Source organism: Metabacillus mangrovi (assembly GCF_009711125.1).
Classification (GTDB): domain Bacteria; phylum Bacillota; class Bacilli; order Bacillales; family Bacillaceae; genus Metabacillus_B; species Metabacillus_B mangrovi.
The window spans coordinates 1-22,157 of sequence record NZ_WMIB01000032.1; the positions used below are offsets into that span (position 1 = coordinate 1).

The window sequence follows — 22,157 nt, forward strand, 5'->3', positions numbered from 1 at the left end:
TGCTCTCAGCTCGGAGTCTCACGCCTTTCGCTCCAATCAACAGGTGTGAAAAATCAACACTATGCTTTAACAAAGCCTATTATTTAAAAGTAATTCCGTTCGAAACAGAAGCAAAAATGAATACATAGTAAAAACGCGAAATCTCGAAGGAATCGCGCTTTTTACTATAATTTTGAAGCGACTATTTCACATTCCCGCCAAACGTAACCGTATCTTTCAATTTATTCCCGTCTTCCATCGAGTTCTTACTGGCCATCTTTTTCACGAATTCCTTAACGGTTTTAAAGTTGAAGCCGGACTCCCAGTATTCAGCGATTTCAGGTGTTACTTTAATCAGAACGACATCCTCGTCTTCAGCAGATGTATTCAGTACTTTTTCTACAACAAAATTAAGGTATTCCTTCTTCTTCTCTTCGTCCTGGACACATTCAGCCGTTCCACTGATCGAGACGTAGGAACTGCCTGCGTAAGCGAGGTTAACAGCGGGATTGTTTTGAATCTCCCTGTATTTCTCTGTATCTTTTTTGGTGATGAACCAAATCTCTTCCTGCTCCATCCTCACTTCTTGTGTTTGCATCGGCCGTGACATCAGCCTGCCTTCAGGGGAAATGGTAGTCAGCATCGCTACCTTTTCATCCTTGATCAACTCTTTGATCTTTTTTAAGGTTTTCTCGTTTTCTGTTATTTCCTTAGACATGATCGTTTCCTCCTTCTAATAATCATCTATTTACCCTTTTCTTTCCCTTATCGGTGCAGCTTGACACGTTTAACAGGCTTTTAAGCCGTGCCAGTCCTTCCTGCATGCACATAAGAATAGTAGGTACCGTTAGAATGGGAGGGACAAGACATAAAGATTCTTTTTCTTGAAAGTCACCCGATGTGGATTTATGGCCTGCCAAACGGATTCAAGGACGCCGGTCATACGGCTATCATTTCCGGGCCTATTAGTATTGAAAGCATTTCACCGATGATAGAAAAGGTGAAGCCTGACCTTATTGTATCGATGGGCTGGACGGAGGAGCACTGGGAGGCGAAGCAGCTATGGATTCGAAACGCTGTGGAGAAGGCGAAGATCCCGCTCGTGTATTGGGCAACGGAGGATCCTCTTCATACGAAGAATTTCACTCTGCCGCTCATCAGCAGAATGAAGCCTGATCTTGTTTTCACGGTTACTCCTTCTTTACTAAGCAGTTATGAAGCGCAAGGAATAAAGGCGGCTCCCCTCGACTTTGGCTACCATGACAGCATCCATCACCAGATTCCGCCTCTATCAGACTACAGCAGTGACATTGCAGTGGTGGCAAACGCCTATCCGAAGTTCATTAAAAATGAGCCGAACGGATACCGTGCTTCTTCTCTAAAAACGCTGATCGCACCTTTACTGCAAAGAGGGATCCGCATTGACTTCTGGGGAAAAGACTGGGAGCAGATGGAGAATTATGCAGGAAAGAAGATTCCAGATGAATGGATTCACGGATATGTAGATTACCGGGATGCCCATAAAATCTACAGCTCGGCAAAAATCGTCATCGGTCTGCAGAACTGCGAAGATCAGCTTACCCAGCGCACCTATGAAATTCTCGGTTCAGGAGGAGTTCTGCTAACCAATGATACACCTGCAGTTAGAGGAAAGTTTATACCTGATCATGACTTGATCGTTTCAGCCTCCCCTATGGAAACCATTCAAAAGGTTGAATCCTATTTAGCGAATCCGATAGGAAGGGAACTGATCCGGGCAAACGGGCGGAACGCCGTCAAACTAAATTCGTACCAGCAGCGGGCGGAAGAAATGCTGCTGCATGCAACAAGCAGGGGGATTCTAAAGGCCGCACCAAAATCACCAGAAGGCGGAAGATGGATTCACTATGAAACCTCCAGTATTCATCGGGTAATGCCTGGTGAAACCTTAATGGGAATTTCGATTAAGCATAACATTCCCCTATTAGAAATGATGAAAATGAACAGTTTTCTTTCTGACAAGATTTATGAAGGACAGATCCTTAAAATCAAAGAAAAGAATCCAGCTATTATTCCTCGGGCGTTGAATTTGTGGCTGAAAAAGGTGAATGAGTTATTGTAGAGAGCCTTAAATGCAATAGTAAAAAACGCGAAATCTCAAAGGTTTCGCGTTTTCAGGTTCTATTAGGTGACTTTACTAGACGCAGCAGCTAGTTCGTATTTCCGCCTTGCCGTCATCCACTGAATCTTTCCCGGCTATCTTTTTCACGATTTCCTTAACGGTTTTAAGGTACTTACTCGGTATAGTACCTCTCCCTTAAATCCACATAATCCTCGATTTCCTTCCAGTACGCCTTCTCATTTTCAGGAATAGGAGTCCAATCTTTATCCGGCCAATTGCTTTGAACTTCCTCAAAGTTTTTACCCTTTAAGTATTCATAGTCTACCGTGCAGCCCTGCATTCTTCTTAATGGTTTTGTAAAGATGTAGCCATCGGAAACTTCCTTGAGGGTGAAATTTTCATAGGGAATAGAGTTGTAACCATCATCGGGAATGTCGCCCATAACCGTGTTCATTAAGTCAAAGCCAACGGGTTGATAGTCTAATCTCTCCATAACCGTTTCAATCGTTTTTATTCCCTTCGTGGCATGAGGAAGCAGAGTGTTGATATGTATAGCAGGTTGATGGATGAGGATATTAAAGATCCTTGAACCGAATTTTTCATGTAATCGGTTCCCGAACCCGCCTCCCTGAAGAGAGTAGAACTCGTCTGCATTACTGTCAACGACAGGAAATTTGAATTTTGTGTAGGCGTGTGGTGTCCCAGTTAATACTAAGAGCTTTTCCCCTTTGGCCAAAATTTCTCTTTCTACAAGGTTTGCTCTGAAGGCCAGGATATTTCCTTTATGAAAGACCTTCTTTAAGCTTGTGGGGGTTCTCATACCAGAATACCCTTCCCAGTTATACATATAGCTCAAGTTTAAAATTCTAAATTTTCTCTCGCCCTTTCGCAGGGACTTGTTCAATTTCCAAGCAGCTTTATAGATGTCGGCGTATTCTTTATAAGCCCATCTAACGTTGTAGTTGAACAGCAACCGTCTTGCTTCTGTCTCGTCATATTCTTCGCTGGTAATCAGCCTGTCTAAGTCAGCCTGATCTTCGCTCGCCCCAAACTCCATCCCGAAATTATACACGCCCGACTGATATAATTGAGGAATAAGGCTAATGGCCAGATCAAGGGTGTCTTTTACAGCATGGTCTTCCCCTAATAAAATCACCTCATGCTCTTCAAACTTGCTTAGGATATACTGCTCCGGAGTTAAGAAGTTTTCTTTTACATATTTAATATACTTTTCCATATTGGCACCATCCATTTAATAGACTTAAGAATCATGCGGGGGAATCTTTACACCTGCATACTTCATTGTTTGAATATAAAAGCTCTGTTAAACTTTGGCTGTTGATTTCCGCTGCAGGCGTTCGCTTTCCGCGGGGCGGGCGGTGAGCCTCCTCGCCGCTGCGCGCCTGCGGGGTCTCACCTGTCCCGCTGCTCCCGCAGGAGTCTCACGCCTTCCGCTCCAATCAACAGGTGTGAAAAATCAACACTATGCTTTAACAAAGCCAATATAAAAGGGGTAACTCCATCTGGTGACTAAAGCTGGAATTCAATATTCTATATTATGTAATGAAGAAAATTCATGATTTTTTATGATTTTCTTCAAAAAGTTTAATAGAACTTTAGTTTAATGCCTAACCAATAGTGATGGTTTAAGATTATTAAGGGGAAAAGTGCTCTTTTTTGATGTTTTTTTCGAAGTAGGGCTCGTAGGTGCCGGCATTTCAATTGTACGCTAAACTCTACGGTTTCGCGTTTTTCCAGGGAAGCAAGAAAACGCTTCTTCTGCCTTGAAAGCACAAGAAGCGTTCCTTTGCATCAATATGATGTAATGGAACGCTTCTTGTTTCTACCTATATCTCTATCTGTCCACTTATTTCACTATAAATATGTGTTTTATCTTCGTTTAAGGGCAAGGATCGTAGTCATAAAGTGTATAATCAATAAGCACTTTTGGATAGCTTCCAGAGGTATTCGCATAGCTCTTTACCGCTAAATGCGTTCCATTCTCCAGGGAATACTCGGCAATGTTTTTAATCTCATTGGCTGCAGTTTGAGTAGCACTTATGCTCACCCCATAAGTGATACCTAATGGTCCCGCAAGGCTCATTAAAGTATCAAGAAGAGGTTGTCCAGTTCCAATGGTTACATCATAACGGTTAGCTAAATTCTGCAGATCTTGGCGGTCGTAGACGTCTGTGTCTCCATTCTTGCAAATGGAGGTCCCTCCACCTTCATAATCGTGATCACGATGAGGGCCTTCTTTTGCAGAAACAGTTCCAGGGACTAATGAGCTAGCAAGCAACACCGAAATTAGGATAGGAATGGTCGACTGACTAAGAAAATTCTTCATTTTTCCACCTCCTAATTCCATATTAACTATAAATTAACAGTATGTGAACCCATTTTGAGAATAATTTGTAAATTGATAGGGATATTTGTTATGATAAATATAACTTCTACTACAAAGAATGGAGGATAAAAAATGAATAAAACTACATTCTGGTTAGTATATTTCTTACTTGGAATTGTCGGAGCTACCATTTTCTATTTTCTATTTGAACAAAGCACCGTATCTTGGATGCTCCCTTATTCTTTTTACCTGATGGGTTTATTAATCATTCTCTATATTCTAAGAGATCGTATTAACCGTACCAGGACCAGGTAAAAAATAATTGCCCAATAAAAATATAAAGTTAAAGGGTACTAATAGTTTTTTAAAAACCGCTAAACCTCATAGGTTTGCGGTTTTTTCAGATAATGATTTAATTTAACTGTGAATTTCTGACTATAAACCTTCTCCAGTTAACTAAACTTTTCAACTGACAATTAAGGATTTATATTAATTGCCCTCAAATAAAGATTCAGCGAGTCTTCCGCTTCAATAGCTACCAACTCAACAAAATCACCATATTCTTTCTTCGTATGCGCTTTATCCAATGCTTCATAATAAGCCAAGCGATTTTCCATCTTGATTACAATTGGAGGAAAGCCATCCTTCATCAGTTCCAGATTTAACAGCAGTCTTGATGTCCTGCCATTTCCATCAATAAACGGGTGAATTCCAACAAAGAGGGCAAGCAGCATGGCTCCTCGGACAATCGGATGCAAGCTTTCTTTTTGTGCTTGTTCGTACCAGCTCATCAGCTGCTCCATCTCCCCTTTTATGAGAAAAGGTGCTGGGGGGATATGTTGAGCACCAGAAATAAAAACCTGCTGATCTCTATACACACCTGCATATTCATCATCAATGCCTTTCAGGACAAGACGATGCAAGTTTTTAATCTGCCACTCTGACAAAGGTTCTTCCTTATGTACGATCTCTTCTGCATACGTGATCGCATCACGATGATTGATAACCTCCAAATGTTCACAAAGGGTTTTTCCGCCAATCGTAATTCCTTCGAGAACGACCTTAGTTTCTTTGATTGTTAATGAGTTTCCTTCTATTGCATTCGTATGATAGGTCCATTCGAGAAATAGTTTTTCGCGTAAGCTTCTGGCTGTATACTTGGGCAGTGGCCGACTGATATTTAGGATAGCTTTTACCTGATCAATTCTTTCGAACATGGGTTCAACTCTTTCATAGCTAATCTTAATCAGATTACATTAAAGTATTCCTTATAAGTTACCATCGAAACCTTATTCAAATATTCGACTTAGATCTATTTCCAGTTCAGCAAAATGATAAACCGATAACGAATCACCCTTAGTATAAACTCCTTGAAATTTGTACTTCCCGCAAATTAAAGCATATAATTCTACCGATTCGTAAACAGGATCAACGAGCCAGTACTCTTCTACTCCCGCTTTCTCATAAAGCTGAAATTTCTTCCATCGATCCATTTTGATAGATGTTGGCAAGAGGATTTCACTAATCATATCAGGTGCTCCATTGCACCCCTTGTCATCAAGCTTTTCCCGATCGCAAACAATCGACAGATCCGGCTGTACAACATTCATTATCTCTTCGTCCTGTTTGTTTTCCCCTAATAATCGCACATCGAAAGGCGCGAAAAACACTTCACATTCTTTTTCCCGCAAGAAAATAGTAAAAGCGGTAGATAACTCCCGAAGAACCTGCTGATGCCTGCGTGAAGGAGCAGGAGACATAGGGAATTTTTCCCCATCAATTAACTCAAACCTTTCTCCTTCATCCCCTGTTAGGTAATCGGTATAAGAATAGTTCTTGCTTTCATCAGGAATAGACACACCATCATTCCTTTCGATTTACATCTAATGAAGGGGCCAAACCCCTGGCTTTTTTCGTGCCGTAGATCTGCCCCCTCTCTTCAACTCAAAAAAGTTCCGGTATATTGATCCGGTCATCAAACATCCTGTCGTCTCTTTTTAAGTCCGTGGATTTTTGCACAATCCACTCCGCTTTGTGTTTCTCTTTCAAATGCTGGGCAATTTCATAGAACGAATATTTTTTATTTGAGTTCACAAGATAGGTGTCCGGTTCAAGAATCGCAGCTCCATCCACAATCACTTTGGCGGTTTCTGTCAGGAAGCTGGTTGAAGGGTACCATTCTGTACTGACCTCGATCACTCCTTTTTCCTGAAAGGTCCTTTCAAGGAAATCGATCATGTTGTTCGAGCCGGCGCTGGTTCCAATCTGCCAGCCAATCCGCAAAATGACTGCGCCCGGATGAAACGCTCTGACCGTCTTTTCGCACTCTATTTTGTATAGACCGTAATCCTCTTCGGAATCGGGCACACTCTCAATGGTGTAAGGCCCTGTCCCCTGCTCGGAAAAAACGGAAACCGTACTTGTGAAGACGAGCTTCACTCCCAGTTCCTTTGTTGCCTTGGCGATGTATTCAAGCCATTCGACGGGTCCCGTTGCAATTTGTAAAAAGTAATCCGGTTTATGTTCATGAATAAAATGGAAAACATCTTTCTCATTGTCCGTAGGCACCTTTGCCCGGTCCCAGATGACTGTTTCAATTCCCCTCTTCTCCAGTTCCCGATTCACAAATGGTGCAACCGCTCCATTCATCCCAGTGATGATGGCTTTCATATAACCACTCTCTTTCATTTTTTGACTGATCGCTTAAGTCAATATTAGCATAACGTCTTTTGAAGGACCTGATGAATATGGGAAAAGTAAAATTGTGCACGAAGAAGTTTATGTTGCACTGCAGTAGCAAGTGGGAGTAGAGGTATGATCCGCTTGGTATTCAATATTTTGGTTTTATACGTTACGTCTTTAAAATGTAAGATTTCATTTTACTGTCTCTTCAATTACCGTTGCTTTATGTGCATCTTTATCTAAGCCTTAAAGATCTCCAATATAGTTAACCGGTCTTCTTGTATTTTTATTTTCTCATTCTTAATGAATTTCATTTTCAAAAAAACTGTATAGTCATTTAATTTTTGAGTATTTAATGACACACAATTTCCGTAAAGAATTCCATATTTTTTTACGGAATAATAATGGCTTATCAATACCAGTCTACTAACCCTTCTTTATCCGCTAGCTACTTACTTAAAATCTTTTAAAGTTATTTTTATATCCGCAATAATCAATGAGAAAATTTACAATATTTAATTAATTAATATAATACGAAAATTATGTTACTATTTACCTCAAATAACCATTTAAATAGTATATAATACATATATAAACTAAAAAGAGGTGGTACAATTGTCACTATTCTTAGGCTTATTAGCAGCTGCTTTTATTGGTACAGCTATCGTTATAACATTAGATTATTTAAACAGACGTGTATTAGAGCAAGAAGCTAGCAGACTAGCGAATCAATACCAGAATGAGTTAGGAAGTAACGTTACAGCAAAACTACAACAAAAAGAGTATAACGTATTTGACCTAGACCTTACAGGTAATTTAGGTAGTAAAAAAGTGCGTATTGAAGCAGTTAATGTTGATACACAAAATTTATATCAAAAAATAAAAATTTAATATAGTTCGAGGTACTAATTTATGAGTTTAATTTTACAAGTAGTTGCTACACAAGTTTTGAAGCAGTTTATTACAGAAGAACGTACTCGTGAAGTATTAGAAATCATCACCGAAAAAAATATTTCCTTTGAAGATCTTTTTAACCCGAACGGTATTAACCCTATATTAGGCATATCCTCTTCAGAATGGAAGAATATCAAGGAAGCTCTAGCTATAGAAGAGGAAAAATTCGAAACATTAGATTTATACGATTGCTTACCTTGGTTTAAGTTCCAAATTGCGAATAAACAAAATGGTCAACCTGCTCTATACCTTCAGTCAGACGAACATGGCGCACCAATAACAATCATTCAAACTTTTTTAATTGATAAAACAATTAAGCTAGGTATGGCACCTTTAAAGGTGTTATATACAAATGAAATGGCTGAATCACTAAAACAATCTTTCAACAATCAAAAATTAATTATATTAACTTAACAGAACTGCGAGGCTTAACGATATGTGGGAGCAAATAAAGAAATACCTAGCACGAGCTTGGCGATTCATTAAGAAATTAGCCATTACGCTATTTGAATTTACTAAACATCTTGTTAATACTTTTAAGCGTTTATATAAGGAAAGCAAATACAATCCAGAGAACAATGAAGTTGCAATTGCACTAAAAGATGTAGGAAATACTATTCAAAATAATTTAGATTCTAACAACTACTCGCAGATTGATTTAGGATTAACACCACCGATTGTTACTTTAGTTTATGACAAAAACACCCAAAAAATTAAGGATGGTACTGTACAAATTACAACAGCTAAACAATTTGACAAAGAGACAAATAAAGCATTTGGATCACAAGATATGTTAGTGCTTAGATAATAACGTTAAGGAGTAATTAATATGGGATTTCTAAACTTCGGTAATAAGAATACCGATCCTAAAATCGAGAAAAAATCTAACTTATTTCACCGTATAATTAAACGGGATAAAGCAGATCCATTCGAAAACAAACGTGTTCAAATTAATACTGTAGAAATTGATAGTGTAACGCCATGGTTTCAGGAACAATTAGAAATGCTAGAAAACACAGAAGATGTAAAATTGTTAGTACTAAAAAAAACAAGCGAACTATTAAATGATTTTGATTTAGGCTCTAATAACCTATTAGTACAATGCATTTATAACACTAAAACTAATAATATTGTTGAATCACAAATTATTGACTATAAAACCTTATCTGATACTATTACAAGCGCGTTTAATGATACAGATATGATTGTTTTAAAGTAGAAAGGGTCGAGACTACCTTGAATATTGAACTACAGGGGCTATCTGCAAAATTAACATTAGACGAAATTTTATTAAAAGATACCTTACTAAATAAACTCCAAAAACTAGAACAAGCACTTATTGAAGCTGGTCCAAGTGATTGTGAGAAAGTAAACATTCTTATTCGAACATTCAAAGATGCGCCACAAATTCCAACCGATCTTCTTGCAATCAGTGTTTACCCAAACGAAGTTAATTCGAAAAACCTTTTAAATGTTCGCATTCAGTTAAGCATTGACCTTCAAACCTACGTACAAAAATCTACTTTAGTTAATAAAATCGAATGCTTTATATTATATGATACAGCAATTGAAGCTATTACTATTAAAGAAAATAGTGATGAAGGTTTGGTTGACCAAAATCCTTCATTACAATCGAAAAATAATGACGAAAAATTTGATTTTTTCGTTACACCACCTAAATATTCTTTGGAACAAATGGTGTTAAATGAATCCTTAGAAAAAGAAATTAAAGCAGCTTTAATGACTATTTCAAACCAAAAGAAAATTTATGAAGAGTGGGGCTTTGAAGAAATTGATAACATTCCAAAAGCAATTTTAAACTTCTTCGGACCGCCTGGAACAGGTAAAACAATGGCAGCTCACGCTATTGCTTCCTATAATAATTCTTCAATTCTCGCTTTAAATTACTCTGAGATTGAATCAAAATATGTAGGAGACGCACCAAAAAAATTAGTACAAGCATTTGAAGCAGCTTCGAAAGAAAAGGCAGTATTATTTTTCGATGAAGCCGATTCATTTTTAGGTAAGCGAATTGCAGACGTATCGTCAAGTTCAGATCAAGCAATAAACTCTTTAAGAAGTCAATTATTAATTTTACTTGAGAACTTCGAAGGCATCGTGATTTTCGCAACAAACTTAGTGGGAAATTATGACAATGCATTTGAATCTAGAATTTTAAAACATTTAAAATTCGATTTACCTGATAGTAGACTTCGCAAATCAATTATTCGTAAAATGATTCCGGTAAAAGCTCCTATTGAAAATGATAGTTTAACGGATGCACAATTAGATGAACTTGTAGCGATATCGGAAGGCTTAGCAGGTCGTCAAATTAAAAATGCCATTCTAGAAACATTAACTTACGCTGCATTTAATAACGAAGAAGTCATCAGCTTTAAATATTTCAAAGAAGCCTTTGAAAAGCTAAAAAGTAATCTTGAATTTTTAAAAAGCGAAAGCGGACCTACGATTTCATTTGAAGTGAAGGAACAATTAGAAAAACGCATTCAAAAAAATTTAGATGCGGAAAAAGTGAACTCTGCTTAAGTAGTAGGGGGATAACACTTATACCAATAAAACACTATTCAAACAAGTTTATATCAAGAGTAGAAAATATCCTTTCACAAAACTATAAATCCCTCTATTATTTTGTTATCAAAATAATTGAGGGATTTCTTGTTCACTAATATGCCAAACAATTTCTTTAAATACATATTAAAGAATCAGTAGTCTTTTCCTTAACTTCCTTTTGTTTTTTTAGCGGTAATCACTTCCACCGCCCCAAATAGTTCGGCCCCCTGTATGTGCAGTTTGAGCATGAGTTTCTATATCTACTAACTGTAAAAGACCAGGTTCCTCGTTATGGTGCCAAGTATATCTTTCCGGTGTTTGTCCGTTTGCAAGACCTTGAACATCAGCTTGTGAGAAACCTAACTCATTAGCGATATTTGGATTATCTGTAATGGCTTGATATAATGTCTCATTAGCTACTTCAAAATGAACATTATCAGTTTCTAAATACAATTCTTCCGCAATCATGACATTGAAAGTTTCATCAAATATAGGGAAAGTGCCTTCAATAACTTGTCCATTAGGTAAATCAACAACTGTTTTTTCAACGAAATGTACTCCTGTTTCTGGATGTACATACCCGCTTAGATAATCATTTCTAGTTTCAATTTCTTCTGCTTCCACGATTTCTGCTCCATCTACCAAATCTATTATACCTATAGCAAGGCCTGATACAGCTACTACTTTGCCAAGATTCTTTAATCCATTTATTGCTTGCTCTCTATCTCCACTTGTGAATCCTTTATAAGTGTTACCGGCATTACTAACTGTGTATTTTAGAGAAGAACTAATTCCCTTTATCGTTTTACTTGCGGAATCCTGTAAGTCATTTAATCCGTTTTGTTTGTAATATTCATCTTTTTTAATAGCACCATATGTACCTTGAACCGCTCCATCTACAAACTGTCCTATATTGTCTAAAGCAATTTTAGAAGCAGATTGAACATTATCTCCAACGTCCTCTAACCATTCACCAGTCCCTTTCCACTTACTACCTACGGCTTTTCCAGCTACTTTAAAAGTACCACCAATTAACCCTCCCCCAACTGTTCCAATTATTTTCCCGGTTTTACGAAATATGACCATAGATACCTCTCATTCATATAATTCTATTTTCTTAAAAAATTCTCTATATCTTTTCACAGAAAAGCTATTTATTGTTGAACATTAAACCATCTTTGACACTTTTATAGCCTTTATAAATCATTCGGTAAGTTATTGTATTATTTTACAACTGAGTATATTATACTACTTGTACAATGCATTTTATAGTTATATTTTCCTGCGCTAATAAAAGACAACGGGATAATTTTTGTTAAAATAAGGAAAGTTAGTTAAAGGCAGGTTCATTACCATAATGGAGCAAGCAGTGGAATGGGAAATGCAACTGCAACTTTGCTGGCAGAGCGGATAAGGTGCTAGTTGGCGCAAGACGAAAACAACAACTTAATGAATTGGTCACCACTACTACTTCCAATGGTGGTTCAGCAAGTTTTAGGTAACGTATGTGACAAGTCGCAATTAATGCAATGGTGAATAATTACTATAATGTGACTTTTCTCCTTTTCAGAAAACATTTTCTAACCAAGAAAACCCAGCAAATCCTGCTGGGTTTTCCCGTTCAAGCCGCTTTTGATTTCTTTTTGATCCCGCCATAAGTCCACTTTCTCCAGACAAATTCAAGCGGACCTTGATTGAACTTTTTAAGAATGTAGTAGCTGAGTACAACCTGCACGGAGTAGACCACAATGGCGATTCCGACTCCCTGCGTTTTTGATACCTGGCCAAAAAGACCGAAGCCGTAGCCATTAAAAAGGCTTACCGCAATAATGGATTGCATCAAATAATTGGTCAGCGCCATACGGCCGACCGATGCAAAAGGCATGAGCATCTTTTCTACAGAAGTTTTACGTGTCGCAAGAACAACCAAGGCCACATAGAAAAGCATAAGAAGGGGTCCGCCAAGCATATTTAAACCTTCCGCAACAGGGTAAGTTAAGTACAGCGGCCAGTCAAAAAAATTATATTTCACTGCTTCAGAAAGGCCGACAAGCGGTGCCCCGATGCCTAGTCCGAGCCAAAGAATCTTTTTCCATCTCTTGATATTGCCCTCAATGTTCTCAAACATCCCGGTTTTACCGAAATAAAGCCCTATTAAAAACAGCGGCAAAATCGTAGGGATCAGTAAAAAAATCTGGAAGAAAACAAACAGAACCTCGTTAAAAAATCGATACTCAAGTATTTCTCCGAAACTGCCTGCTGCCATCACAGATGCTCCTGCGAGTTCTTCTGCCTTAAGGGATTCAACGGTTTCAAACCCTTCTGCAATCATATATTCCGTACCCCAGCCGCTGCCGATCAGTATAAGGGTAAAAAACAGAGTGCCAACAATAAATAAGGCAACTCCCCAGATTTTTATGACCTTAGGCGAGCGGCGAATAAAGAGGGGCAGCAAAAAACCTGTAATCGCATAGGTGTGAAGAATATCTCCCGACCAGATCAACACAAGGTGAACGAGTCCAAGAAACAGTAAAAATACGAGACGCCGCATAAACAGCTTGGTTGCTGGCAGATCTCGCTGCATCAAGCGGGTGTAGAAAATATAAAAACCGAGTCCGAATAACATCGAAAACATCGGATAAAATTTGCCGTCAACAAACACCGAAGTAAGAATGGTCAGGACACTGTTCAAACCGCCCTCCGGCAGACTTTCCCCTTCTACTAAACTGGTCATATTATTAAAAGCAGGGGTCTTAAACGTAATCATGTTTGCTATTAAAATTCCAAACAGCGCAAATCCTCTGATCATATCCAGTGTGTGGATGCGATCCTTCATTGAAATCGAACTCATTTCACCATTTCCCTTCTTATTTCTTCAGAATAATCTTACACGGAAACCTCCTGTTTGTTGAACGTGATTCTTGAAGTTTGCTTCCTGGTATCTATTGTAAAAGAAAAATAAGGAAAAGTCGTAAAAATTCGCTGAGCTGTACCAAAAAGTGTTCAACCCTGTATAAATGAGGCTGAAATAAACGATTTCCAGCCTCAATGGTACGTTAAAAACCTATTTATCCCTTCATCACTTCCATCTGTGAACGAGAAAAAGGTAAACTTCGAGGAACAGCAGGATTGTTAAAAAGAGAAGGGATATTCGCTTCTCTGTTGAACTTTGAAAAGGAATAGGTAAATTTGGATAATCCGGATAAAAGTTTAGAGGATTTATTTTGGCAATGCTAAAAAATTGACGAAGGGACCTAAATGGCTGAGGAGGGAGGATCATTTCATGGAGGATGCGTCAATTAACAGGAGGATAGACACTGCTTCAAGAATAATTATGGCATTACCGCAAACCATCTACCAGTCTTTCTTAAAATCGGAGAATCTCGTTTCCTGGCTTCCACCAAAAGGAATGTCAGGTCATATTGAAACGTTTGATCCTCGTGAAGGCGGGGGTTATAGAATGACCCTTATTTATGAAATAGAGCATTCAAACTCTGGTAAAACTACGGCAAACACTGATGTAGTCCAAGCGAAATTCTTGGAGTTCGTTCCGGATAAGCGAATTGTACAATCCGTTACCTTCAATTCCGATGACCCTGCGTTCTCAGGGGAGATGATACAAAAATGGCTACTGGAGCCCGAACCAAGTTCAGGAGGCACAACCGTTACAATCGTGTGTGAAAATGTCCCAAAAGGAATTCGGAAGGAAGACCATGACATAGGATTAAGGTCTACGTTAGAGAATCTCGCTTTGTATACTGAGTGATATTTGCAAAATTATAAGTAGCCCTCTGTAAAGGTTCTAAGGCAGGGGATATATATCAATTAACTTCAAGTAAGGGGACGGTTCTTGTGCTTCGGCAGCAGCAGAGCTGTCCCCTTGCTTCCTTGGATTCTCAAGTCCAGCTAGCTTTTCAAAGGCAGTCAACGCTTTTTCTCCTGCTTCTAATCGTTGGCGTAATCTTTCCAAAGTATCCCCTCCCTTTTCACTTGTTGGATTAATGATTCTTTGGCATCATGTAAATCCACCACATCTACCTTGTAAGGAATGGTAGATTCCTCAATTTGCTCGATCAGTTTATTCCACTTAAAAGGAGAGATTGGAAAGTCAGATCCAATCGCGATGTCGATATCGGAACTATGCTTTTCTTCCTGTCTGGCCCAGGAACCAAATAAATAAACAAGCGCTTTTTCCTGACCTAGCTGTTCATTCAAGATTGACTTGAGTTGTTCTAGGATTTGCTCCCGTAATTCTGCAGGACCTCCCATAATATCCCTTCCTCTTTTTTGGCTCATTATAGCATATGTCCTTGGTTTAAAATGTTCGAGCACAGTTGAAAGCGTTGACAATACGTTCTATCTGTTATACTTTATATATAACAGCCATTACAGAAAGAAGGAGTTTCATTTGCTCTTCTCACTTAATTTTGAATCAAAGGATGCCATTTATTCGCAAATTGTAAAGCAAGTCATTATCGGCATCGCTAAAGACGAACTGCGTCCTAACGATCCGCTGCCGTCTGTCCGCTCTTTGGCCTCAGACATTGGGGTCAACTTGCACACAGTGAATAAAGCGTATCAGCAGTTGAAACAGGAAGGGTATATTCAGATTCACCGGCAAAAGGGTGTTGTGATTCATCCTGAGGGAGTACCGAAAGCAGACAGTGAATATAAAGAAACGCTAAAACAGACGCTGCGCCCTTTAATAGCGGAAAGCCTTTGTAAAGACCTATCACATGAGTCGATTGCAGCCTTGTATCAAGAAGTACTGGATGAATTTCAAAGAGAGGAGGAAAAAAAATGACCCTCGATGCCCTCAGTGTTGTTTTTTCCATTGTAATGCTGCCTATCGCGCTTATCTTGACGTGTATTCCCTATTTAACACGGAAGACGGAAAGTTTCGGAGTGTCGATTCCTGAGATGGTTTATGATATGGAGTCCATACAAATGATCAGGAAACGTTATGTACGTTCTATGCTTCTTGTCACTGTTTTTTCAGTAGGGGGATTCTTATGGGCTGGAACGATGCTGACCCCAAATGAAGAAACCTTAAGTATGGGATTTGCCGCCTTTACTTTGCTTACAATCATTATTTCATTTGGGGTCTACTTAAAATTTCATATCAAAATGAAGCGAATAAAAAAAGAAGCCAATTGGACGCATGACAGGACACAGAAGGTCCTCGTGCGCACAGATTTTCGTGAACAGCAGCTTACCTGGTCAAATGCCTGGTATGCCATTCCATTCGTGATCACGCTGCTGACTGCTTTGCTTACTGCGCTGTTTTATGACCGGCTGCCGGATGTCCTGCCGATGAAAGTAAATTTTGCGGGAGAAGTGACCCAGTCGGTTGAGAAAAGCTATCGCACTGTCTTTATCCTTCCAATCATGCAGTCGTATCTCATCCTGCTGTTCATCTTTATCAACACGATTATTGCAAAAGCAAAGCAGCAGTTGAATGCAGAGGATCCAGAAAAATCTTATAAACAGGTTACCTTGTTCCGAAGAAGATGGTCACTCTTTCTCCTCTTTACGTCAACCCTCTTAACGATGATGTTTTCATTTATCCAATGGAGCTATTTCCAGCCGGCAAATCAACATTTGGTTACTATAGTGAGTTTAGTATTCAGCGGGATCATTATGTCAGCCGCGATTGCCCTGTCATTTTCGACAGGACAAGGGGGAAGCCGCATTCAAACGGGTGGAAGCAGACCATCAGCAGATTCCATTAATCGAGATGATGATATTCATTGGAAACTTGGTCAAATTTACTATAATCCAAATGATCAAGCATTATTTTTGGAAAAACGCTTTGGGATCGGCTGGACGGTTAATTTTGCGAGGCCGGCAGCATGGCTGTTCGTAATCGGAATCATTGCAACAGCAGCGGGTATCCCTATACTTCTTATGTTGTAAAGAACAGCTTGCCAGTTAGGATTGTACTCTACAAGATGAGGTGAACACATGCAGAAATCTCGAAAACCATGGCGCTCTTTCATATTCTTTCTATTAGTTGGTGTACTGGCAGTCCTTTCCCTGCTGCCCATGCAGATCGAACTTCTTCCCCAGCAGCTGGAGGAGCTCGGAGTTCCATTAGAACTTCCAGTTGAAACAATGGCACTCCTGACTCTCCTTAACCCTCTGCTGCTTATTATCGCCGGCCTTCTCATTGGTCATTTTTTAGCTGAAAGAACGGGATTCCATTCTTTTATCTATGAAAAAGATCGATATGGCAAGCCGTTGTTCCCTAAAGTAAGAGCTATCTTTAAGATTTCTGCTCTTTTAGGGGTGATGGGCGGCGTCCTCATTATAACGGCAGACACCATACTACAGCCTTTTCTTCCAGAAGCCCTGCACTTATCAAATGCGGAAGCTTCTTTAGGAGTATTTGACCTCGCTACACGACTGTTGTACGGAGGGATTGCTGAAGAACTCATGCTTCGCTGGGGGGTCATGACTTTACTCGTTTTTATCCTTTGGAAAATCTTTCAACGGAAGAAAAATCAACCCTCATCCTTTATTGTATGGACGGGAATGATCTTATCTGCTCTGCTTTTTGGATTAGCTCATTATGGAGCAACGGCCGCAGCTGTAGACATGACAGCTCTTATATTTGTCCGAATGCTCTTTTTAAATGGGTTGGTCGGGATCATCTACGGGTGGCTTTATTGGAAAAAGGGGCTGGAGGCTGGAATGATTGCGCATATGGCTACTCATGTAACTCTTATACTTTTTTCGATTTTGACTTCATTGATATGAATAACTATTTTAAAAGACCAGTCCGCTTATATATAGGAAAAGGACTAATCTAACGATATCGCTTAGTTCCTTTCCTGGATTCCGCAGATAACCACAAAAGAAAAGCCTCTTAAGAGTTTATACACTCTTGAGAGGCTTTTCGATTTAGTAAATGATGTTCTCAAACCCTATCATGAAAGGGGTATGAATCATTGTTGTGTTTTATTTTATTACGACAGCCTTAGAAGCATGAGCAGGGTTCTTCTGCTGCTTTAGAAGCGCGAGGACAGTCCCCGTTCTTTTACTTGCGTTCAAGACTTTTGTCTAATCATTAATGCGCGGGAGCACAATGTGAAAAACGTCATTCATCGTGATGACACCGATGAACTTAGGACCGTCCATAACCACTGCCAACTGTTCACTGGACCGCCGCATGTTTGTAAGAGCTTCATATAAAAGCGTATCCGGCTGCAGAACGAACGAAGGGCGAGCCAGTTCCATTGCCGGCCGTTCCTGTGGCTCAAGCAGTGTATCGCGAACATGCAGGACTTTTGGGGGGCCTTCATCTTTTGCCATAACAAGGATGCGTTTATGACCTGTTCGTTCTGTGGCTTTTTGGACATCACGTGCTGTGGCATCTGAATCCACTGATGTTGGAGATGTTTTTTTCGGAAGCAAGTCAGCGACACGTAAGGTTTCCAAATCGAGCGCGCCTGAAATAGGCTTACGGATGGACGCGTCCAGTGCGCCTACATTAGCTGAGTGTTCCACGAGATGGCGGATGGTTTCAGAATCCTGCCCGCCAACCGCAGCGGAATCGACAGGTTCCACACCCGATGCCTTCACTAGACGGTTCGCTATCGTATTCACCCATAATAGCAGCGGGCGGAACAGCCAGATAAACATGCGGGCAGGCGAGCCAACCAGAATGGCAGAGGCCTCAGGGTGGGCGATCGCCCAGGATTTTGGCGCCATTTCACCAATTACCAGATGCAGAAACGTTACAATCAGCAAGGATAGGAAGAAAGACGTTCCATCGGTTAGCCAGGATGGCAGCCCCGTCTCAGCGAAACCCGCTGAAAACCATGCATCCACCGCTGGTTTCGTCACTGCTCCGAGGGCAAACGTACATACTGTAATTCCTAACTGCGCACCTGCCAGCATGATTGTAAGTTCATTCACTGATTTCAAAGCAGCGCGGGCGCCGCGGCTGTTAACCGCTGCCTCCTCGAGTCGATGGCGCCGGGCACCAAGGAACGCAAATTCCATGATGACGAAGAACGCACTTATGAGAATGATGGTTATTGTCACTGCTATTACAATTAAGGGGTTAGTCATTATCCCCCCTCCTTACCTGTTTCAATTCAGAATCACTATCCGTTTCTGAATCATCTATTGTCAGGTTGACCAAGGTCGGCACCCACCGGTCAACTTCGATGATCCGTGCTGATAAGTAACGGCGAACGGATTCCTCTTGAACAAGATCAGCCGGGTCAGCCGGCAGCTCCACCTTGATTGTTTCATCGACAGCCGGAAGATGCCCGCTCTGTGCAATGAGCATTCCAGCGATTGTTTCATAATCACCCCGCGGCAGATGATAACCGATCTCGCGTTCGGCCTCATCGACGTGAACATCTCCGCTCATCTGCCATGAAGCCTCCCCTTTTGGTTCGACGACCGCTGGCTGGTCACTGTCGTGCTCATCTAAAATTTCACCGACCACTTCTTCAGCCAAGTCTTCCAATGTCAAGACTCCTGTGAAACCCCCATACTCATCTATGACACAAGCAAGATCGTTATTTAATTGCTTCATCTCTTTAAGTGCCTCAGGAAGTGCCATTAAAGTAGGGACGACAAGCGGCTGTCTCATAATCGCAGTGACAGGTTCGTCTTCAGCCAAAGATGAGCCCAACACATCGCCAAGATGTACCACGCCAACTGGTTCCTCATCGGAATTAATCACCGGATAACGGGTATGCTCCTGAGCCATCAAGGACCTCATTTTCCCAATGGTTATGTCCGGACCGACAGACTCTGTGCGGGAACGGGGTGTCATTGCGTGCTCGACGCTGCGCTGCGGAAAGTCCAGGATTCGATCCAGTATAATGGACAGGTCCTTTGGCAAATCACCACTTTCACGGGAATCGGCCACGATGTGCTCAAGATCACGAGCATTGGCACTGCTATCGATGTCATGAACTGGCTCGATTCGTAAAAGCCTTAGGAATTGATTGGCAGCCTGATCGAAAACCTTAATTAACCACCCGAAAACCATAAGGTACATATTCGTTGAATGGGCGAGCTTGCGAGCCAATGGTTCTGGATTGGCAATCGCGAGGTTTTTAGGATATAACTCACCAAAGATCATCTGCACAACTGTCGACACCGCCAAAGCGAGCACAGTGCCAACCGAGATACTAACCGCAGCAGGCACTCCAGCTCCATCAAGCAGCACGCCTAAACTCTTTCCAACAAGAGGCTCGGCAACATACCCAACAAGAAGACCTGTAACCGTGATACCCAGCTGAGATCCAGAAAGCATAAATGATGTCCGCTTCGTGACCGCCAGTGCCCGTTTAGCTGCACGATCACCTTGATCGGCCAGTGCGCTTAACCTGGCACGGTCGACAGACATATAAGCAAATTCTTGGGCTACAAAATAACCATTTGCAGCTATGATAGCGAGAATGACAATAATGCCGAGCAGTAAAGTCAGCGCAGCTGCTAACATAAGCGATCTATACCTTTATTTAATGAAAGTGGCTGGAGACATTGATCTGGAAGTCGGGCAGATGAACTGTTGCTGCACAGGTCTAAGCCACCAGCTTCACTATTTGTTGACGGCATTACTAGCATGTTTTTTTCCTCCATGGTGTAGCTAATTTTTTTCAATCGTACATAAAACTACATATAAAAGCAATGAATCAGGTCGTGTACCAATTTGGTCCGGTGTGCTGCACATGGTCTATCACGAAGAAACCAAGCGTTTTTTATCTTTATCACAACCAGCAGAACACCGTTTTTTTAATAGGTGCTGCGGTGTACGTTTTTTTACAGCAGATGCGATCCTCATCCTGTTTATAAAAGAAAAAACGCGAAACCTCAAAAGGTTTCGCGTTTTTCCAAGGAAGATGATGTGATTACATCATGCAGCACATTTAATACACTAATAAATAAGTAGTAAAAAGCCTAATAAATCAATGTTTTTATTTAATTTGAGGAATGTTTGTGGCTTCTGCTGAAAGGTTCCATGGTGAGCCTTTGATTTCCTTTGAAGTGATGAGGTTAAAGAGGAAGCAATAAATTTAGGACTTCATAATTATTCACAATAACTTAGCTATAATAAGGGAGCTTTTCAAATGGGCGCAAATTAATAATAAGCGATTGTTTCAACTGAACGGGAAGTATATTGATGTTACCAATATTATAATTAACTACAAATCCAACTAAACTCTAACTGGTATATTAAAAAGGACAACTTCTAAATTAAAGAAAACGTCCTTTTGAGGTTTGACTGAACCAGTTATATTTGTCGTCATCTCAATAATTAACCTTCAACGTTTCTCTTCGGAATCATCATCGTAATTAAAGTAAACATTGGGATTGCTTAACAATTCTAGAATTTCAAGCCGTTCTTTCAATTGGTTTTTATCAAATTTCCGATAATTTTCCTCTATCTGGTACATGTGGCTGTACTTACTTAAATCAGATTTGAAAACATTTAAATATTCGTTCACTAACGCTGGTTCAAATTCTAGAGGTTTTATCTCCCTGATTAGATTTAACATACCGGAACTATCATTCGTATTCATTAAATATATCATTAATTCTTTCCAAACAATATCATTATCAAAAAAGGTATACTTCTTACCAAGGAATATTATGCTCGCTTTTGATTCATATGGTAGCTCATAAGTATATATGTTTTGTGCACTGGCTTCCCTCTCTACCAGATCGTATAACACTTCACTAATCTTTCCTACAACTTTACCTATAAATTTTTTTATATTTGATGTATTGGTCATATGAATATCTTGACTCTCAATTTGTAGATGTTTTCTAAGAAAAGTGAGTAGACCTACTCTCTCTTTGTCAAGATCTTGAACACTACCTAAAGTGTATCTATCATACCTCATCGTTTTGTAAAAATTGCTGAGCAATTCAAGAAATTCATTTTGCAGATTACCAAGGGTATCACAACTGTGTTTTCTCCGAATTCTTTTAATAAGATTCAAATGATTATGTGTTTTTAGACTATCTTCAAACTCCCTTTGATCAGTTGTATCATTATGTTCAATCAATATTACAATTATTTTTAATAACCTTTCTAAACCAATAGATGTACTATAAAAAAATTCGAAAATTTCATCCTCCTGCGAGAAATGTTTCAGGGAATCAAAAGCTTTCAGCCCGTTAAAGATGAAAGACCCAGCAAGATTTAATTCTTTTCCTAAACTAAAATTCTTCCAAAAAGTTTTTTCATCCATTTGTAAATTTCCCCCATTTGACATTTTGTATTCCAGGAACTTACTAGTTTTTTTAAAAAAGCTAACTCCATAGATAAAGATTTTAGAACTAAAATCTCAGATAAAGATACGAAACTATTTTTGTATATGAGCGGATACTTATCAATTTTAATAGCGGTTATTTTAAACAGTACTTATTCTTAAATTTTTATGAGGCTTTTTCCTCCTGGATCCCATTCCCTCATAAAAAAATAAGAAGTGTGAAACCTTGAAAGCATACCTGCAAATGGCATGCTTTCAAGGTTTCACAACTTACGAT

23 protein-coding genes are annotated in these 22,157 nt (G+C 39.8%); 10 read left to right on the forward strand and 13 right to left on the reverse strand.

The window, feature by feature from the left end:
• Window positions 1-181: 181 nt before the first annotated feature.
• Complete coding sequence (locus GKZ89_RS19300) at window positions 182-697, reverse strand: pyridoxamine 5'-phosphate oxidase family protein (RefSeq protein ID WP_155114042.1); 516 nt, start codon at window positions 695-697, stop codon at window positions 182-184.
• 150 nt (window positions 698-847) lie between these two features.
• Between GKZ89_RS19300 and GKZ89_RS19305 the strand changes: the two genes are divergently transcribed.
• A complete protein-coding gene (locus GKZ89_RS19305; protein ID WP_162357111.1) occupies window positions 848-2,080 on the forward strand; it encodes a DUF3880 domain-containing protein in 1,233 nt (410 codons plus the stop codon).
• A gap of 172 nt (window positions 2,081-2,252) precedes the next feature.
• Here GKZ89_RS19305 and GKZ89_RS19310 read toward each other — a convergent pair whose 3' ends face one another.
• The 5 genes from GKZ89_RS19310 to GKZ89_RS19330 form a co-directional block, all read right to left on the reverse strand.
• Window positions 2,253-3,317 (reverse strand): ChaN family lipoprotein, encoded by a 1,065-nt coding sequence (locus GKZ89_RS19310; RefSeq protein WP_155114044.1) that lies wholly within the window; start codon window positions 3,315-3,317, stop codon window positions 2,253-2,255.
• A gap of 663 nt (window positions 3,318-3,980) precedes the next feature.
• Entirely contained in the window at window positions 3,981-4,427 is a 447-nt protein-coding gene (locus GKZ89_RS19315) for a hypothetical protein (protein ID WP_155114045.1), read from the reverse strand.
• 476 nt (window positions 4,428-4,903) lie between these two features.
• Complete coding sequence (locus GKZ89_RS19320; RefSeq protein ID WP_155114046.1) at window positions 4,904-5,644, reverse strand: Fic family protein; 741 nt, start codon at window positions 5,642-5,644, stop codon at window positions 4,904-4,906.
• Between the two features lie 72 nt (window positions 5,645-5,716).
• Window positions 5,717-6,286, reverse strand: a complete 570-nt coding sequence (locus GKZ89_RS19325; RefSeq protein WP_162357107.1) for a Uma2 family endonuclease — start codon at window positions 6,284-6,286, stop codon at window positions 5,717-5,719.
• An 85-nt stretch (window positions 6,287-6,371) separates the two neighbouring features.
• A complete protein-coding gene (locus GKZ89_RS19330; protein WP_155114047.1) occupies window positions 6,372-7,097 on the reverse strand; it encodes a sugar nucleotide-binding protein in 726 nt (241 codons plus the stop codon).
• 627 nt (window positions 7,098-7,724) lie between these two features.
• On the opposite strand from GKZ89_RS19330, the gene GKZ89_RS19335 reads away from it, so the two are divergent.
• Genes GKZ89_RS19335 through GKZ89_RS21095 form a run of 5 tightly spaced genes read left to right on the forward strand, consistent with a single transcriptional unit; the run spans window position 7,725 to window position 10,610 of the window.
• On the forward strand, window positions 7,725-8,000 hold the full coding sequence (locus GKZ89_RS19335; protein WP_155114048.1) for a hypothetical protein: 276 nt from the start codon (window positions 7,725-7,727) through the stop codon (window positions 7,998-8,000).
• A gap of 21 nt (window positions 8,001-8,021) precedes the next feature.
• On the forward strand, window positions 8,022-8,477 hold the full coding sequence (locus GKZ89_RS19340; protein WP_155114049.1) for a hypothetical protein: 456 nt from the start codon (window positions 8,022-8,024) through the stop codon (window positions 8,475-8,477).
• Window positions 8,478-8,499: 22 nt separating this feature from the next.
• Complete coding sequence (locus GKZ89_RS19345; protein ID WP_155114050.1) at window positions 8,500-8,871, forward strand: hypothetical protein; 372 nt, start codon at window positions 8,500-8,502, stop codon at window positions 8,869-8,871.
• A 21-nt stretch (window positions 8,872-8,892) separates the two neighbouring features.
• Window positions 8,893-9,282, forward strand: coding sequence for a hypothetical protein (locus tag GKZ89_RS19350; RefSeq protein ID WP_155114051.1), 390 nt, complete (start codon window positions 8,893-8,895; stop codon window positions 9,280-9,282).
• Window positions 9,283-9,299: 17 nt separating this feature from the next.
• Window positions 9,300-10,610 (forward strand): ATP-binding protein, encoded by a 1,311-nt coding sequence (locus tag GKZ89_RS21095; protein ID WP_206672157.1) that lies wholly within the window; start codon window positions 9,300-9,302, stop codon window positions 10,608-10,610.
• 210 nt (window positions 10,611-10,820) lie between these two features.
• On the opposite strand, the gene GKZ89_RS19360 is transcribed toward GKZ89_RS21095, so the two are convergent.
• Both GKZ89_RS19360 and GKZ89_RS19365 read right to left on the reverse strand, forming a co-directional pair.
• Window positions 10,821-11,720, reverse strand: coding sequence for an HNH endonuclease (locus GKZ89_RS19360; protein ID WP_155114052.1), 900 nt, complete (start codon window positions 11,718-11,720; stop codon window positions 10,821-10,823).
• A gap of 535 nt (window positions 11,721-12,255) precedes the next feature.
• Window positions 12,256-13,485 carry a DUF418 domain-containing protein gene (locus GKZ89_RS19365; RefSeq protein ID WP_155114053.1) on the reverse strand — a complete coding sequence of 410 codons (1,230 nt, stop codon included), beginning with the start codon at window positions 13,483-13,485 and terminating at the stop codon, window positions 12,256-12,258.
• Between the two features lie 432 nt (window positions 13,486-13,917).
• Here GKZ89_RS19365 and GKZ89_RS19370 point away from each other — a divergent pair, with 432 nt between their 5' ends.
• Window positions 13,918-14,400 (forward strand): SRPBCC domain-containing protein, encoded by a 483-nt coding sequence (locus GKZ89_RS19370; protein WP_155114054.1) that lies wholly within the window; start codon window positions 13,918-13,920, stop codon window positions 14,398-14,400.
• A 36-nt stretch (window positions 14,401-14,436) separates the two neighbouring features.
• Here GKZ89_RS19370 and GKZ89_RS19375 read toward each other — a convergent pair whose 3' ends face one another.
• Window positions 14,437-14,604 carry a hypothetical protein gene (locus GKZ89_RS19375; RefSeq protein ID WP_155114055.1) on the reverse strand — a complete coding sequence of 56 codons (168 nt, stop codon included), beginning with the start codon at window positions 14,602-14,604 and terminating at the stop codon, window positions 14,437-14,439.
• On the reverse strand, window positions 14,580-14,930 hold the full coding sequence (locus GKZ89_RS19380) for a nucleotidyltransferase family protein (RefSeq protein WP_155114056.1): 351 nt from the start codon (window positions 14,928-14,930) through the stop codon (window positions 14,580-14,582). Before GKZ89_RS19380 ends, GKZ89_RS19375 begins: the two co-directional genes overlap by 25 nt.
• 112 nt (window positions 14,931-15,042) lie before the next feature.
• On the opposite strand from GKZ89_RS19380, the gene GKZ89_RS19385 reads away from it, so the two are divergent.
• Genes GKZ89_RS19385 through GKZ89_RS19395 form a run of 3 tightly spaced genes read left to right on the forward strand, consistent with a single transcriptional unit; the run spans window position 15,043 to window position 17,393 of the window.
• Window positions 15,043-15,438, forward strand: a complete 396-nt coding sequence (locus GKZ89_RS19385; protein WP_155114057.1) for a GntR family transcriptional regulator — start codon at window positions 15,043-15,045, stop codon at window positions 15,436-15,438.
• Window positions 15,435-16,550 carry a DUF1648 domain-containing protein gene (locus GKZ89_RS19390; protein WP_155114058.1) on the forward strand — a complete coding sequence of 372 codons (1,116 nt, stop codon included), beginning with the start codon at window positions 15,435-15,437 and terminating at the stop codon, window positions 16,548-16,550. The genes GKZ89_RS19385 and GKZ89_RS19390 overlap by 4 nt, the downstream gene beginning before the upstream one ends.
• 48 nt (window positions 16,551-16,598) lie before the next feature.
• Window positions 16,599-17,393 carry a CPBP family intramembrane glutamic endopeptidase gene (locus GKZ89_RS19395; protein WP_155114059.1) on the forward strand — a complete coding sequence of 265 codons (795 nt, stop codon included), beginning with the start codon at window positions 16,599-16,601 and terminating at the stop codon, window positions 17,391-17,393.
• 303 nt (window positions 17,394-17,696) lie between these two features.
• Here the strand turns inward: GKZ89_RS19395 and GKZ89_RS19400 are convergent, their stop codons facing one another.
• The 3 genes from GKZ89_RS19400 to GKZ89_RS19410 form a co-directional block, all read right to left on the reverse strand.
• A complete protein-coding gene (locus GKZ89_RS19400) occupies window positions 17,697-18,710 on the reverse strand; it encodes a CNNM domain-containing protein (RefSeq protein WP_155114060.1) in 1,014 nt (337 codons plus the stop codon).
• Window positions 18,703-20,103 (reverse strand): hemolysin family protein, encoded by a 1,401-nt coding sequence (locus GKZ89_RS19405; protein WP_155114061.1) that lies wholly within the window; start codon window positions 20,101-20,103, stop codon window positions 18,703-18,705. The genes GKZ89_RS19400 and GKZ89_RS19405 overlap by 8 nt, the downstream gene beginning before the upstream one ends.
• 823 nt (window positions 20,104-20,926) lie before the next feature.
• Window positions 20,927-21,859: a hypothetical protein gene (locus GKZ89_RS19410; RefSeq protein ID WP_241680332.1), complete on the reverse strand. Its 933-nt coding sequence runs from the start codon at window positions 21,857-21,859 to the stop codon at window positions 20,927-20,929.
• Window positions 21,860-22,157: the final 298 nt, after the last annotated feature.